We start from the raw sequence: 15399 nt of genomic DNA, 5'->3' as shown, positions 1-15399 counted from the left end.
GGTTCGGGTCAGCAGACCCTCTTTTTATTTCATCCGCCAACGCGCACAACCAGAGGAGTCTTTATGGCACAGGTACAGAGCATCAAGTGCAAGGCCGCCATCGCCTGGGGTCCGGGTCAGCCCCTCTCCATCGAAGAGATTGAGGTGATGCCTCCCCAGGCCGGTGAAGTACGGGTACGCATTGTTGCCACCGGCGTCTGCCACACCGATGCCTTCACCCTGTCCGGTGAAGATCCGGAAGGGGTCTTCCCCTGCATCCTGGGTCATGAAGGCGGCGGCATCGTCGAATCCGTCGGCGCGGGGGTTACCAGCGTCAAGGTCGGCGATCACGTGATCCCGCTCTACACCCCCGAATGCGGCGAGTGCAAGTTCTGCAAATCCGGCAAGACCAACCTGTGCCAGAAGATCCGCACCACCCAGGGCAAGGGCTTGATGCCGGACGGCACCACCCGTTTCTCCTGCAATGGTCAGCCCATCTATCACTACATGGGCACCTCCACCTTCAGCGAATACACTGTGCTGCCCGAGATCTCCATCGCCAAGGTGGACCCGGCCGCGCCCCTGGAAGAGGTGTGCCTGCTCGGCTGCGGCGTCACTACCGGCATAGGCGCCGTGATGAACACCGCCAAGGTCAAAGAGGGTGAGAGCGTCGCCATCTTCGGGCTGGGGGGCATCGGCCTCTCCGCCGTGATCGGCGCCCGTCTGGCCAAGGCCGGTCGCATCATCGCCATCGACATCAACGAGAGCAAGTTTCCGCTTGCCCGCAAGCTCGGCGCCACCGACTGCATCAACCCGAACGACTATGACAAGCCCATTCAGGAGGTGATCGTCGAGATGACCGACGGCGGCGTCGACTTCTCGTTCGAGTGCATCGGCAACGTCAAGGTGATGCGCGCGGCGCTCGAGTGCTGCCACAAGGGCTGGGGCGAGTCGGTCATCATCGGGGTGGCCGGGGCCGGTCAGGAGATCAGCACCCGTCCGTTCCAACTGGTCACCGGCCGGGTCTGGCGCGGCAGCGCCTTCGGTGGGGTACGCGGTCGCAGCGAGCTGCCGAGCTATGTGCAGCGCTACATGCAGGGTGAGTTCCGGCTGGATGACTTCATCACCCACACCATGGCGCTGGAGCAGATCAACGAGGCGTTCGAGCTGATGCACCAAGGCAAGAGCATCCGCACCGTCATCCACTACTGAGTCAGCAGGGGCGGGGTCATCCCCGCCCCTATTCGTTCATCCCAGGCGCCCTATGGCGCAGGAGATCCCAGATGTCGTTAGATATCATCGCCAGCAACAAGAGCTTCGATGGCTGGCACAAGCAGTATCGTCACGAATCGAACCTGCTCGGCTGCGAGATGCGCTTCGCCGTCTATCTGCCGCCTCAGGCCCTGACCGGCCAGAAGGTACCCGTGCTCTACTGGCTCTCGGGGCTCACCTGCACCGACGAGAATTTCATGCAAAAAGCCGGTGCCCAGCGCATCGCCGCCGAACTGGGCATCGCCCTGGTGGCACCGGACACCAGCCCCAGGGGTGAACAGGTGCCCGACGATGCCGGTTACGACCTCGGCAAGGGCGCGGGTTTTTACGTCAACGCCACCCAGTCCCCCTGGCGCGAGCATTACCAGATGTATGACTACGTCACCCGGGAGCTGCCCGCCCTCATCGAGACCCACTTCCCCATCTCGAATCGCCGCGCCATCAGCGGTCACTCCATGGGAGGTCATGGTGCCCTGATCGCCGCCCTGCGCGAGCCGGGCCGCTACCGCTCGGTGTCGGCCTTCAGCCCAATCAGCCACCCGAGTCGCTGCCCCTGGGGCCAGAAGGCCCTCGGTGCCTATCTCGGCAACAACCCCTTGCTGTGGCAGGAGTGGGATAGCTGCCAGCTGCTGCGTCATCATGATTGCCAGGCGCTGCCCACCCGGGTCGATGTCGGCCTGGACGATCCCTTCCTCGACGAGCAGCTCGGTATCGATGCCCTGGCGGAAGCCGCCGAGGCCAAAGCGTGGCCTCTGGAACTGCACCGTCATGCTGGCTACGATCACAGCTACTTCTTCGTGGCGAGCTTCATCGAAGCGCACCTGCGCTTTCACGCCGAGCATCTGACCGAGTGACTACCATGCTCAGGCCCCATCCGGGCCTGAGCCATTGATTGGATAGCCGCTTGCTCACGACCCAATGGAGCATCACAGAACAGGAGTTCAGAATGTCTATCTTCGCCACGCTATCGGCCATGCCGGATCAGTTTGACCGCCTGCTGCGCCACATCCCCGCCGAGTACCTGAACTGGGAGCCGGCCAACTGGGCCGGCATCCCCTCCGAGCGTTTCTCGGCTCTGGGCCACCTCTGCCACCTGCTGGACATAGAGACGCAAGGCTATCAGGTGCGCTTTATGCGCACCCTGGAGGAGACCCGGCCCGAGCTGGCGTCCCTCGATGGCTATCAGCTGGCCCAGGACAATGACTATCCCCATCAGGATCCCGCCGTGCAACTGGCCCGCTTTCGCGCCGCCCGCACTCACACAGTCACCTGGCTCCAGGGGCTGCCCCCCTCGGCCTGGGGGCGACGGGCCCATTATGGCAACTATGGGGAGATCACCCTGGATGGCCTGGTGCGCCTGCTGGTCAGTCATGACCACCAGCACCTCGCCGGGATGCAGTGGCTGCTGATGCGGCTCAACGCCGACAGGGAGCTACAGCTTCCCCTCGTCTGAACCGCCATGCAGCCACAGGGCAGGGGGACGACGCAGGCAGGGCTCGCCCTCCCCTGATGGGCAGGCACAATGAACGAAACGGGCCCATCAGGGCCCTGTTGCATCCACATCCAGCCTGGCGTTCAGCCGCCCTGGCGCACCAGTTGTCCCGACCCCAGGATCTCGCTCTCTATCTCGGGGCTCCCCCAGTAGTCGATGTTGCCGGAACCGGCGATGGTAGCTGTCAGCCTCTGCGCGGCATGTACCGCCACATCACCGCTGCCAGCGATATTGATCTCGACCTCCCGCGCCACCAGCTCCGCAGCCTCTATGCCGCCGGAGCCAGCGATGTTGAAGGTGAGGCTGTCCGCATGACCCTGGATCAGCTCGAGATCCCCTGAGCCGGCGATGTTGCCCTCCAGGCGCTTCATCGCCAGTCGGTTGGCGCGGATCCCCCCCGACCCCGCCAGGGAGAGGCTCAGTTCATCTCCCTCGAAGGCGCCGATCTCGCCCCGGCCGCTGCCCGCCAGCGCCAATGCCCGCAGGGCAGGCAGCGTGATGGTCACCTTGAGTCGCTCGCCGGGGTCGAGGCGGTAACCCTCCTTGACCTCTATCTCCAGCTTGCGGCCACTCTCGCTGAAGGTCAGATAGGGCAAGAGATTTTCCTGCCCCTCCAACCGGATCCCGCGCTGCGTGCCGGGTACCAGGGTGATGTCCGCTGGCACCACGGCCAATATGCTGTCGATCCTGTCGCCAAGGGGCAGCTGCTGAACGACCGGGGAGCCCTGGCCTCGCACTATCTCATCGTCTTGCCAGCTGCACCCCGCCAGCCCCAATGCCAGTACCATGGCCATTATCTGTTTCATCTTGTTCATCCTTGCTGCCAGGGGCCCCCATGGGCCTCTCCCTTGCCCCTTTATCGCAATCCTTATGCCAAAACATAACAGACTGATTTATATAAAAAAGACCCTTAAACCGTCGCATTCCATGGGCCATTAAAGAGTCATACAGACCACAAATCGGTCAGCTTGACCAACCCCATGCGGGGGATCGCGCCTCAGCGCCCCCCTGCGAGATCGATGAAGGCACCGGTGACGTAGGACGCCTCATCGCTCAGCAGCCAGCGAATGGCGGCGGCGACCTCGACCGGCTCACCCCCGCGCCCCATGGGGATCTGGGGCGCCAGGCGGGCCACCCTGTCCGGCTCGCCGCCATCCCCGTGCATCTCGGTGTGGATAAAGCCGGGCCGCACGCCGTTGACCCGGATCCCCTCTCCCGCCACCTCCAGTGACAAGCCCCGGGTCAGTGTGTCTATGGCTCCCTTGCTGGCGGCATAGTCCACATATTCATGGGGCGAGCCCAGCCGGGCCGCCGCCGAGGAGACGTTGACGATGGCGCCACCCCGGCCACCGTGGCGATGGGACATGCGCCGCACCGCCTCCCGGCAGCAGAGAAACTGGCTGGTGACATTGGTGGTCAACAAACGGTTGATGCGGGCGGCGTCGAGATCTTCGACCCGGCTCTGGGGCAGCAAGATGCCCGCATTGTTGACCAGGGCATCGAGGCCGCCGAAGTGCGCGTCAAGGGTCTGGAACAGCCGCACCACCTCCCCCTCCTCGGCGAGATCGGCCCCTATGGTGATCACTTCGGTCCCCTGGGCCCTCAACGCTTCGGCCAGCGCCTCGGCGCGGGCCGCTTCGCGCAGATAGTTGAGACAGAGCCTGTACCCCTGCTGCGCCAATAACCGGGCGGTGGCGGCCCCTATGCCGCGACTCGCCCCCGTGATCAGTGCCACCTTGCTCATTCTGGACTCCTTGTCGTTAACTCATTGATCTTGTTTGCCATCCTGCCATGACATGGCCCTGTTTCCCCCAGGGACTGGCCGAGCAGGGCCCATGCCAGGGGGCGAACCTGACTCAACGCCTCAGCCTGCTGATAGCTGTGCGCCATCACGACCGCTCCCTCCAGCAGCAGGCAGAGCCTGGTCGCGACCTGCTCATCACAGTCCAGGTTCTGACTCACCCACAGCAGCAGGGCACGCTTGTGCGCCGCCACCAGCTTGCGTACCGGGTGGCGCGGATCGCCAAACTCGGCGCTGGCATTGATAAAGTTGCAGCCGTAGAAATCACTGCGGCCAAACCAGTCGGCGAAACCATCGAGCAGGGCCTCCAACCTGGCCTCACGGCCGGAGACACCGGCCAGTCTGGTGTCGAGCAGGGCAAAGAATTCGACATCGCGGGCCGTCAGGACGGCTTCGATCAGGGCATCCTTGGTGGGAAAGTGGCGATAGAGGGTACGTTTGGTGCTGCCCGCCTCTGCCCAGATGCGATCTATGCCGGTGGCGTGAAAGCCATGGCGGTTGAACAGCCGGTAGGCGGTCGCCATCAATTGCTGCCGTTTCTCGCTCATCATCCATTCCCCCTTGAAGTACACCGATCTGTCTACCTAATGTCTCAACCTGGGTCAAGGCACCCGCAACACATCAGGAGAACAGAGATGGAATGGAAACGATGGCAAAACGCCTTGCTGGCGGGACTGGGGGCCAGTCTGGCCATAGCCCTGCTTGGCTGGCTGGATCTGGGTTGGCAGCTGACCCTGCTGATGGCACCTTTTGGGGCGAGCTGCGTGTTGCTGTTCTCCCTGCCACAGAGCCCGCTCGCGCGCCCGCAAAACGTGCTGGGTGGTCACCTGCTCGCCGCCGCAGTGGGTCTGTTGGTGCAGGGGTTGCCCCTGCCACTGGAGATCAAGCTGGCCCTCGGCGTGGGGCTCGCCATCGCGCTGATGCAAGGGCTGGGGCTGATACATCCCCCCGCGGGTGCCAATCCGCTGCTGGTGTTGCTCACGGCCCAGTCCTGGCCCTTCCTCTGGCAGACGGTGCTGCCCGGCGCCCTGCTGTTGATAGTGATCGCCGCAGGATATCGTCGGCTGAGCCGCAAGCCAGCTCCGGCCCTGGCCTGACGCCGACCACGCAACAAAACAGGGAGGCTTGGCCTCCCTGCTTTGTCTCTTCTGGTTTTTAACCTTGTTAATCTGATACAGACCTAATTGCGCAGGGTAATGAGGGGCTCCCCAATGGGCATCCCACTACCAATACGCTATTAGTGTCAGCGCAGGTCAGTGCTGAGGCTTGGGGTGCCAAAATTTGAAAGTGCCGCATTTGAGCCTTCAAAATACTGGAACCAGAAGTCGCCGAGTGCATCCATGGTCTTGCCGGAGCGATAAGCATGCTTCACCGAGTCAGTCACTAGTCCTGCGCCAGCAACATAGACCCGGGCGCCCTGCAAATCAGCAAACAGCGCCTTGCTCTTTGCCAGCTTGAGCTCATCGCTCACATTCAACTGCTTGATCTTGTTAGTCGCGTAGAAGCTGGTGTAATCAGAATGCTCAAGCATGTCCGAAATCAGGAACACAACACGATCGCTGATCCCTTGCTCCATCCTCATATCCTCACCCACTTTACGCAGAGAGTTCATGATCTCGCTCTTTGGGATGTCCTGACGAGCTTCACGCAATGCTTTCACGAACTGCTTGCCAAAGCCGCTACGAAAGACCTTTGTCTGTGTCGCCAGGCAGGTGTCCAGGCTGCGCAACTTGCGCATGCTGACATCATCCCGGATCTCCCCCTCCAACGGCATATCCAGTTGTCCTGCGTAGGCCAGGCGAAGGTATTCGCCAGGTAAGAAGGCGGAGAAGGTATAGAGCTTGACGCGATCACCGGTCTGTACGAACCGATCGATCTGCCCCCAACTGCTACGTTGCAGATCATCAGGCATAGGAATGGTCTGGTCGATGATGACCACCAGCTCGCGACCGCTACCCGCAGGCTTGATATCGGTCAGGCCATTGCGTTCATAGCAGCTCTGCATATCGTTACGGTCGGCGGCCAAGGCTGCGCAGGGCAGCGTCAACGCCAGTAGTAATAGCTTGGTGATTTTCACGATTAGGCACTCTGCTTGGTTGGGAACAGGCCGAGGGTCTTGAGGGCCATTTGCTGCTCACGGATATCACGCAGTTGAGCTTCATCCACCCCCAGTGCGCGACTGGCTGCGGCTAGATTTTCCTCAGGTAAACCGGTGACATCATGAAAATCGGATGCCTTGATATCGGATACTACCTGGGTCGGGACTGCTGCAACAGGCACAGGGATTGGGACAATCTCAGCTTGAGGTGCTGCTGGTACCACAGGGGCCAGCTGAGTGGCTTGCTCTACCTGTACCGCTTGGGTGGTTGGCCTGGACGATACTTTGCCCGCCTTGAACTTAACAAAGGCCAAAAAGTTGCGATGGGCAGAATTTTCCCCTTCCAGTGCACCCAACACACCTGAGTTGGTGTGGTCACGGCTAGACAGCAAGGTCTGAAGACGGCGCAGCTTATCATCAGCATGGCTGGCAATGGCCGTTCGCTGCTGATCCATTGCGTCCAGCATTTCCTCGGCAGTGGCATACTCGTGGGTCAAGCGCCAAGCTGCCTGGGAGTGCGTTCCCGCAAAGTAGTATTTGCTGGCAAGCCAGATACTGATGCCTTGGATAGCGATGTAGATCAGTGACAACATGACGTACGTCGTCAGGCTAGCTTCACGGATGGCCTGCATTTTGTCTTCAATGGTGGCCTCGTCAGCCTCACTGTTAATGGCTTGTGACTCCTCCGGCAGATCAAACGGCGAACCAATACTGCTGTCATTCTGTGCAGTCACTTCTGCACGCATACTGTTAACCATCTCGGTTTCGATACTGTCTAGGGTGGCAGAACGAACCACGAAGGCCCCCACAGCCATAGAGGTAACAAAAGCCGCACAGACAGCCAACCAGAAGAACTTGCGAGTCACGCCTGAGTTTACATCCTTCAGGCGGGCCAATAGCTGCTCATAATCCGGTTTGTCAGAGTCCGAGAAGGAATCCTCCAGATTGATCGCTTTGTTGGCCTTCAGGGTACGAGAGCGTTTGGAAGGTTCTTCACCTTGCCACCAATGACGAGCACGGGCAATCAGACCATTATGATGCAGAGAGTGCCCAGCAACTTCCGCTAAGAGTGCCGACACAACAGCAAGCAAGAGCGCAGCACCTGCCGTCAGCAAGTGACGATCATTGGTTGAGGCATCCATGTTCATCCAGCCTGCAAGCACATAGGCAAACCCCATGGCCTCGACTACTACCAAAACCAATACCAAAATAAGCACCCACGCAGGACGCGGGGAACGGCCAGCCTCCCCTGCCTTTGCCAAGTAGTCCAAGGAGGCGTTGTAAGCCTCCGGGCCTTTCATATATTTTTTATATTCGCGGTAGTACACATTCGACAGGGTCACTTCGTGGTTTATCCAGCCATCCCCATCGACAGAGGCCGGTTTGCGCGAAAGGCGAGCAACAGTGCCAATCAGAGGAAGGCTGTGCCATACCCGGATCAGGAAGTAGGACACATTTTCCCAGTGCTTCCACACCGCAACGGCGCTCAAAAGAAATGAAATAATGCCAACAGTCAGCATTTGATTGGCGAGGATCAACGCTTTAAGCGCTGCCAGAGAGAAATCTTCCACTAAGGTACTCCGTTTTCTTACTTGGAATTGGTGGCGGGGATTGGCATGTACGAAGCCACGTAGGCTTCTGAACCAGACGGATAGAACAGGGCGCCTTGGCTTACCTTGGCGTTACCTTTACTGAACACAAGATCCATGCAGGACACAGATGCCTTGGGGTCGCTGGCGAAGACACGGTAAAGCACTTCACTCTCGCCTTCGTAAGTGTTGGCCACAGCCTTGAGGGTTTGGGCCTTTTTCTGACCTGAGCTCTTGTAGCCCTGAACAACCTGCAGGATTGGCTGACGATCGACCTTGGCATTATCACGCAAGATGGAAACCGGAGAGACAGTCACCAGATGACCGTTGACGGTATTGGCCCAGACACGGTTGTTGTAGCCCGGCATGTACTCCTTGGTGGCATGACGTTCAAGCGGCTTGTCATTTGCCATGCTCAACACTTGTCCAGCACTGCGCGGTTTATCCGCTTCACAACTCGACATCGGCATGTCACTCGCATAAGCATTGCTGATTAGGGCAAAACCACTCGCCTTGGGTTTGATATTCTGGGCCATATTCCACTGATAGGCATCAGCCGGGCTGCCACCAAAGTCCACGGCGGGCTTGGTCTTGGGTGCTGTCTTGGCCACGTTGGTGTCAGGTAAGCTTTGTTTGGCGGTGGCTTGACTAGCCGTTATTTTCTGAGAACCCGCCACCTTGCTTGGACTGCTTGCGGGCTGGCCTGCCGATTTGGACGCGGCCATATTAGGCTTGGCGGTATCGGAAGCTCCATAACGCAGATATCTGGTATTGCCCTCTTCGGACTGAGCCCGCATCACCAGAGCCTGTTCGTTCGCGAGTTCGACGATCTCGACCCGGCGATTCTGGCCACGAAGCAGCAAATCGCTGTTATCTGCAATGGGACGAGAAGAACCAGCTCCTTGGTAATAAATAGAGGTGGCAGGAATACCCGCCTTCACCAATACCTTGCCGACTGTTTGAGCTCGGCGTTCAGACAATTTCTGATTCAAATCTGCAGGACCAGTCGCATCACTGTGACCTACGATGAGAATTCGACGCGATTGAAGCTCTTTGGACACATCGGCTTGGTCGGTAGTCTGAGCTTTGGCATAAACCTGAGCTAACTTCGTCACAACGCGCTGGCCGCTCTCTGTCAGCTGCTCAGAGCCAATCGCAAACATACCAGTGTCCGGGATCTGAGCGACTAAGCCAGCATTCTGCGGTACAGCCGTCACCACTGTTGGCTCGGCGAGCGTCAGCTGTTCTGTAGTTATCTTGAGATTCTCTTCCTGAGCAATACGGTCCAGCTCACGCAGCCGAGATTGCCATGCATATCCAGCGGCGCAGCCGAGGGCCCCGCCAATGGCAGCACCTGCCACTACACCGTCTTTACCACTGAGTGCATACCCGGTGACGCCACCAGCAATCATGCCTGCACCGCAAAGTACGGGCATCCCATAATTTTTCCCAATATCGTTGACGGTCGCATTGAAATCTTGCATCTGCTGCGAGCTGCAGCCAGCGGCAATCATAAAAGCACAACTAAGAGCGGTAAGACGAAACGATTTATTCATACTATTCCTTGCCTAACTTATTTACAGTCAGCAGCGTCCTGCCACATAACCAATGCCTAAACTGCAGTTTTATTAGATATCATCATTTTTACTCATCATTTCCCTTGACAACCCAAACGATTTACCTGCTCGCGAAAATAAATGACAAAGCCAGCATTTACTGCACAAATATCACCCTCCAATGAAGGTGAATAAATCGAAAATATATGAAATTAATTATGAAAACCCCCCATACGGGGCGTCTGATACCATAACGATTTAAATTTATCAGCTTGCATGCATTATCTTATTTTACAGTAAGTTGTCGTTTGCAGGCAAAGGGGGAGCCACTCCGAAATTTTTATAGATTAGATAATGCTTCGGCGATTAAATAGGAGCATAAATAATGCACATGTAATAGATGTTAATTAATGTGGCAGCCTCAATATTTAGACATCCTCGATAAGATGTCACGAACTTTCTCACGGTAACTATGATGCGTGCTGCCTGATTTTTACTCGTCCGTTTAGATGCTAACGGCTAGATAAACGGGACCATAAAATATGAAAAATGGCCTCACGTGGAAATTCATCAACTCCTAATACACTAACCCTCCATCATTCGTCATTCTGAGAGCACCGGTATGGCGCTCTCTTATTTCTGTTTTTCTCATGGGTTATTGCGGCGACCCTTCGCCAACGCCGTTCAGCTTGACCTCGACCCGGCGATCCGGCGCCAGACAGACGATGAGTTCAGACTTGCTGCCACTGTTGCATTGGTTGGCGGTGATGGGTTCCCGCTCGCCCCGCCCTTCCACTTGCATCTTTTCTGCCGGCCAGCCACGGCCGATCAGCGCATCGGCTACGGAACGGGCACGCAGCTCGGACAGGTTCTGGTTGTAGTCATCCGCGCCCAGTCTATCCGTGTGACCCACCACTGTTGCTATGCCGTCCTGGGGGTTGGCCGCCACTATCTGCTGGAACAGGGTGTCCAGCGCCTGGTTGGCCTCGGGCCTGAGGCTCGCCTTGTTGAATTCGAACAGTACATCCGAACTCAGGGTGAAACGCTGCTGCATGATGACGGTGGCGGGGACGACCGCGGCCGGTGCCGGACTGGCCGCCACCACCTCCTCTCCCCCCTGTCCGAAGCGGTAGACCAGCCCCAGGGCGAACAGGCCGTTATCCAGCTCTATGCCTGACTCGCCAGGGGAGGTATTGCCAAGGGGGGTGGTGTATTGGTATTCGAGGCGCAGCGCCCAACTGGGATTGAAGGCGTATTCGGCGCCGAGGGCGCCAACGAAGGCTGCGCCATGGTACTTGTGCCCGGTACTGGAAGATGACGCATTGCTGGAGGGATTGGCTGCGTCTTGATAGCTGGCAGAGAAAGCGCTTTCAGTCCAGGCGTAGGCGCCGCCCAAACGGCCATAGATGTCCAGCGCCGGGGTGGCAGGCAGGCTGATTCTCATGGTGGCCTGCACCATCTGCGCCTTGGCCTCGCCATCGATCCTGGCCGACTCGGTGCCCTGGGAGGCGGACTTGTCCAGCTGGTACTTGCCTAGCCAGTCATAACCCAGCTCAAAGCCCAGATTCGGGTTCAACTGATAACCAATGAAGCCACCCAGCCCCAGGTCACTCTCCTGCTTGTACGGTTCGACAAGATCGACGATCTCTTTGATCTGACCGTCGTAATCGACCCCGTAGAAGTGGGACCAACCGGCCTTTCCCCCCAGATACCAGCTGTTATCGAGGGCCTGAGCCTGGGCCAGACCTGTCATGCATGCGCAGCCAATCAGGGCAGCTAGCAGGGATTTTGTCATGTGGGTGCCTCTTCCGTGAGTCATCGGTCTTGGGATCAGGCGTCACGGCTGCTATCCAGGCCATGATGCCGGGCGCCGTACAGGGCCGCCGTCACCAGCCTACCCCATCTGCAGCGGGTCTCAAACGACCAGATCTCCCAGAGTGTGAACTGGCTGACAAACAAAGCATGTCCCCGTGCGGTCAAGGTGGCGGCTGGCCCAAAAAAGAGCGGGAGGCCTCTGCCTCCCGCTCTTGTTCATGGGGTTCCCCGGATTCAGTTCGCCAGGAACAGCCGGTAGGCGGGATCCTCGCTCACCTCCTTCCAGCCGTAACCCAGCTCGCGCAGGTAGTCGTGGAAGGCGGCCACGTCCTCGTCCGGCAGTTCGAAGGCGCAGAGCACCCGACCATAGTCGGCGCCATGGTTGCGATAGTGGAACAGGCTGATGTTCCAGCGGCAGCCCAGGGTCTCCAGAAAACGCATCAGGGCGCCCGGCTGCTCCGGGAACTTAAAGCTGTAGAGCCGTTCACCAAGGGGCCGCGCAGGGCGGCCGCCAATCATGTAACGCACATGATTCTTGGCCAGCTCGTTGTCCGTCATATTGACCACGGGGTAGCCGTTGCCATTGAGATGGGCTTCGATCTGACCCAACTCTTCATCGCCGCCGGTGAGTCGCACCGACACGAACAGCGAGGCCTGCTCGGCATCGGAGTAACGGTAGTTGAACTCGGTCACCATCCGCGATCCCAGGTTGCGGCAGAAGTCGAGGAAGGCCCCCTTGCGCTCGGGTATGGTCACCGCCAGCATGCCCTCGCGCTTCTCGCCGATCTCGCAGCGCTCCGACACATAACGCAGGCTGTGGAAGTTGACGTTGGCGCCAGAGAGTATGGCCGCCATCCGGCCGCCCTTGACCTGCTCCCGCTCACTGTAGGCCTTGAGCCCCGCCAGGGAGAGGGCACCGGACGGCTCGGCGATAGCGCGGCAGTCGTCGAAGATGTCTTTCAGGGCCGCGCAGATCTGATCGTTGGAGACGGTCACCACCTCGTCCAGATACTGGTTGCAGAGCCGGAAGGTCTCGGTGCCGATGCGCTTGACCGCCACCCCGTCGGCAAACAGCGAGACCCGCTCCAGATTGATCGGCTCGCCCGCCTCCAGCGCCGCCTTGAGGCAGGCGGAACCCTCGGCTTCCACCCCTATCACCTTCACATTTGGCAGCAGCTGCTTGATATAGACCGCCACTCCGGCGGCCAGGCCGCCGCCGCCCACGGGGACAAACACATGGGTGAGGTGAGTGTCCTGCTCCAGCAACTCCTTGCCGATGGTGCCCTGGCCCGCGATCACCTCGACGTCGTCGAAGGGCGGGATCAGGGTGTAACCCTCGGTTTCCGACAGGCGACGGCTCTCGGCATAGGCTTCGTCGAAGCTGTTGCCAAACAGCAGCACATTGCCCCCCTGGGCCCGCACCGCATCTATCTTGATGTCCGGCGTGGTCTTGGGCATGACGATGATGGCATTGATGTCGAGCTTGGCCGCCGACAAGGCGACCCCCTGGGCATGGTTACCAGCCGAGGCCGCCACCACACCACGGGCCTTCTGCTCGGCGCTCAGGGTGGCAATCTTGTGATAGGCACCGCGCAGCTTGAAGGAGTGCACCGGCTGCAAATCTTCCCGCTTGAGGGAGACATGGTTGCCGAGCCGCTCGGAGAGCTTCTTCAACGTCTGCAAGGGGGTCACCCGCGCCGCCTCATAGACTGGGGAGAGCAGTATCTTGCGTAGATAATCAGCCGCAGAGACCATGGCTTACCCCTCCAGCTTGCTGAGATCGCGCCACACCAACCCCTTGTCGGCATAGACAGCGGCGAGCGGCACTTTGCATAAATGATTCGTCATCATCACTCCTCCAGCTTGCTTAAGTCGCGCACCGCGCCCTTGTCTGCACTGGTCGCGAGCATGGCGTAGGCGCGCAGGGCATAGGAGACCTGACGCTGGCGATTCAGCGGCTTCCAGCCACGGGCATCGACGGCGGCGCGGCGAGCGGCCAGTACGCTGTCAGCCACCTCCAGCACCATGGTGCGGGCCGGGATATTGATGTTGATGATGTCGCCATCCTCCACCAGCCCTATGGTGCCGCCGGAGGCCGCCTCCGGGGAGACGTGACCGATGGACAGCCCCGAGGTGCCGCCGGAGAAGCGACCGTCGGTGATCAGGGCGCACGCCTTGCCCAGCCCCATGGACTTGAGATAGGTGGTGGGGTAGAGCATCTCCTGCATGCCGGGGCCGCCTTTGGGGCCCTCGTAGCGGATCACCACCACTTCACCGGCTTTGACGGTGCTGTCCAGAATGCCCGCCACCGCGCTGTCCTGGCTCTCGAACACCCGGGCGGGGCCGCGGAAGCAGAGGTTCTCTTCATCGACACCGGCGGTCTTGACGATGGCACCATTGAGGGCGATGTTGCCGGACAGCACGGCCAGGCCCCCCTCCAGGCTGTAGGCATTATCCAGGGAGCGAATGCAGCCTTCGGCGCGGTCCAGATCCAGCTCGGGCCAGCGACAGCTCTGGCTGAACGCCTTGGTGGTGCGGATGCCAGCCGGGCCTGCGCGGTAAAAATCATGCACCGCTTTATCCTGGGTGCGGCTCACATCATAGCGCTCCAGCAACTCGAGCAAGCTGGTGCCGAGCACGTTGCGGGTATCGCCGTGCACCAAACCGGCTTTTTCCAGCTGACCCAGGATCGCCACCACGCCACCGGCGCGGTGCACATCTTCCATGTGGTACTTCTGGGTGGACGGCGCCACCTTGCAGAGCTGGGGCACCCGGCGGGACATGCGGTCGATGTCATCCATGGTGAAGTCCACCCCCCCCTCCTGGGCCGCCGCCAACAGGTGCAACACGGTATTGGTGGAGCCGCCCATGGCAATGTCCAGGGCCATGGCGTTCTCGAACGCCGCCTTGGTGGCGATGTTGCGCGGCAGGGCGCTCTCGTCATCCTGCTGGTAGTAGCGATTGGCCAAAGCGACGATGCGCTGACCGGCCAGCTTGAACAACTGCTCGCGATCGGCGTGGGTCGCCAGCATGGAGCCGTTGCCCGGCTGGGAGAGCCCCAGGGCTTCGGTCAGACAGTTCATGGAGTTGGCGGTGAACATGCCGGAGCAGGAGCCACAGGTGGGGCAGGCGCTGCGCTCTATCTGATCGCTCTGGGCATCGGAGACCTTGGGATCGGCCCCCTGGATCATGGCATCCACCAGATCCAGCTTGATGATCTGATCGGAGAGCTTGGTCTTGCCCGCCTCCATGGGGCCGCCGGAGACGAAGATCACCGGTATGTTGATGCGCAGCGCCGCCATCAGCATCCCCGGGGTGATCTTGTCACAGTTGGAGATACAGACCATGGCATCGGCGCAGTGGGCGTTGACCATGTACTCCACGGAGTCGGCGATCAGCTCCCGGGACGGCAGCGAATAGAGCATGCCGCCGTGACCCATGGCGATGCCGTCATCGACCGCTATGGTGTTGAACTCCTTGGCAACGCCGCCCGCGGCCTCGATCTCCCGGGCCACCAGCTGGCCGAGATCCTTGAGGTGCACGTGACCCGGTACAAACTGGGTGAAGGAGTTGACCACGGCGATGATGGGCTTGCCAAAGTCCTCGTCTGTCATGCCGGTGGCACGCCAGAGGGCGCGGGCACCGGCCATGTTACGTCCGTGGGTGGTGGTGGCGGATCTCAACTTCGGCATTGTCTCTACTCCCTGAATACATGAGCCCAACTGGGCAAATTAATGATGCGAAACCGTCAATTCGAATCGGTTGTGGCAAGGGATCTGCCCTTGCCATAGCCGACT

13 protein-coding genes are annotated in these 15399 nt (G+C 59.8%); 4 read left to right on the top strand and 9 right to left on the bottom strand.

The genetic code is table 11. From position 1 onward, the window contains the following. Positions 1 to 63 precede the first annotated feature (63 nt). From KYK33_RS00640 to KYK33_RS00630, 3 genes are all read left to right on the top strand, one after another. A complete protein-coding gene (locus KYK33_RS00640) occupies positions 64 to 1191 on the top strand; it encodes an S-(hydroxymethyl)glutathione dehydrogenase/class III alcohol dehydrogenase (protein WP_224431715.1) in 1128 nt (375 codons plus the stop codon). 71 nt (positions 1192 to 1262) lie between these two features. Then, positions 1263 to 2105 carry an S-formylglutathione hydrolase gene (gene fghA, locus KYK33_RS00635; protein ID WP_224431714.1) on the top strand — a complete coding sequence of 281 codons (843 nt, stop codon included), beginning with the start codon at positions 1263 to 1265 and terminating at the stop codon, positions 2103 to 2105. Positions 2106 to 2197: 92 nt separating this feature from the next. Further along, positions 2198 to 2704 carry a DinB family protein gene (locus tag KYK33_RS00630; protein WP_224431713.1) on the top strand — a complete coding sequence of 169 codons (507 nt, stop codon included), beginning with the start codon at positions 2198 to 2200 and terminating at the stop codon, positions 2702 to 2704. 122 nt (positions 2705 to 2826) lie between these two features. Here the strand turns inward: KYK33_RS00630 and KYK33_RS00625 are convergent, their stop codons facing one another. The 3 genes from KYK33_RS00625 to KYK33_RS00615 form a co-directional block, all read right to left on the bottom strand. Next, the gene (locus KYK33_RS00625; protein WP_224431712.1) at positions 2827 to 3549 is read right to left on the bottom strand and encodes a head GIN domain-containing protein; all 723 of its coding nucleotides are present in this window, start codon (positions 3547 to 3549) and stop codon (positions 2827 to 2829) included. Between the two features lie 191 nt (positions 3550 to 3740). Further along, positions 3741 to 4487 carry an SDR family oxidoreductase gene (locus tag KYK33_RS00620; protein WP_224431711.1) on the bottom strand — a complete coding sequence of 249 codons (747 nt, stop codon included), beginning with the start codon at positions 4485 to 4487 and terminating at the stop codon, positions 3741 to 3743. Next, a complete protein-coding gene (locus tag KYK33_RS00615; RefSeq protein WP_224432915.1) occupies positions 4484 to 5092 on the bottom strand; it encodes a TetR/AcrR family transcriptional regulator in 609 nt (202 codons plus the stop codon). Before KYK33_RS00615 ends, KYK33_RS00620 begins: the two co-directional genes overlap by 4 nt. 87 nt (positions 5093 to 5179) lie before the next feature. Between KYK33_RS00615 and KYK33_RS00610 the strand changes: the two genes are divergently transcribed. Continuing rightward, positions 5180 to 5641, top strand: coding sequence for an HPP family protein (locus KYK33_RS00610; RefSeq protein ID WP_449500921.1), 462 nt, complete (start codon positions 5180 to 5182; stop codon positions 5639 to 5641). A gap of 146 nt (positions 5642 to 5787) precedes the next feature. On the opposite strand, the gene KYK33_RS00605 is transcribed toward KYK33_RS00610, so the two are convergent. The 6 genes from KYK33_RS00605 to ilvD all read right to left on the bottom strand — a co-directional run bounded on the left by KYK33_RS00605 (position 5788) and on the right by ilvD (position 15294). Continuing rightward, positions 5788 to 6621, bottom strand: coding sequence for a hypothetical protein (locus tag KYK33_RS00605; protein ID WP_042039869.1), 834 nt, complete (start codon positions 6619 to 6621; stop codon positions 5788 to 5790). Positions 6622 to 6623: 2 nt separating this feature from the next. After that, positions 6624 to 8213 carry a hypothetical protein gene (locus KYK33_RS00600; RefSeq protein ID WP_224431710.1) on the bottom strand — a complete coding sequence of 530 codons (1590 nt, stop codon included), beginning with the start codon at positions 8211 to 8213 and terminating at the stop codon, positions 6624 to 6626. Positions 8214 to 8230: 17 nt separating this feature from the next. Next, positions 8231 to 9787: an OmpA family protein gene (locus KYK33_RS00595; protein ID WP_224431709.1), complete on the bottom strand. Its 1557-nt coding sequence runs from the start codon at positions 9785 to 9787 to the stop codon at positions 8231 to 8233. A 655-nt stretch (positions 9788 to 10442) separates the two neighbouring features. Then, positions 10443 to 11582, bottom strand: a complete 1140-nt coding sequence (ompA, locus tag KYK33_RS00590; protein WP_224431708.1) for a porin OmpA — start codon at positions 11580 to 11582, stop codon at positions 10443 to 10445. Positions 11583 to 11836: 254 nt separating this feature from the next. Continuing rightward, positions 11837 to 13357: a threonine ammonia-lyase, biosynthetic gene (gene ilvA / locus KYK33_RS00585; protein ID WP_224431707.1), complete on the bottom strand. Its 1521-nt coding sequence runs from the start codon at positions 13355 to 13357 to the stop codon at positions 11837 to 11839. Positions 13358 to 13452: 95 nt separating this feature from the next. Further along, positions 13453 to 15294 carry a dihydroxy-acid dehydratase gene (gene ilvD / locus KYK33_RS00580; RefSeq protein ID WP_224431706.1) on the bottom strand — a complete coding sequence of 614 codons (1842 nt, stop codon included), beginning with the start codon at positions 15292 to 15294 and terminating at the stop codon, positions 13453 to 13455. Positions 15295 to 15399 lie beyond the last annotated feature (105 nt).

The sequence above is a fragment of the Aeromonas rivuli genome, assembly GCF_020149575.1.
GTDB classification, from domain to species: domain Bacteria; phylum Pseudomonadota; class Gammaproteobacteria; order Enterobacterales; family Aeromonadaceae; genus Aeromonas; species Aeromonas rivuli.
Note: the sequence above shows the minus strand (reverse complement) of the source record. Positions and strands in the feature narration are given on the sequence as shown.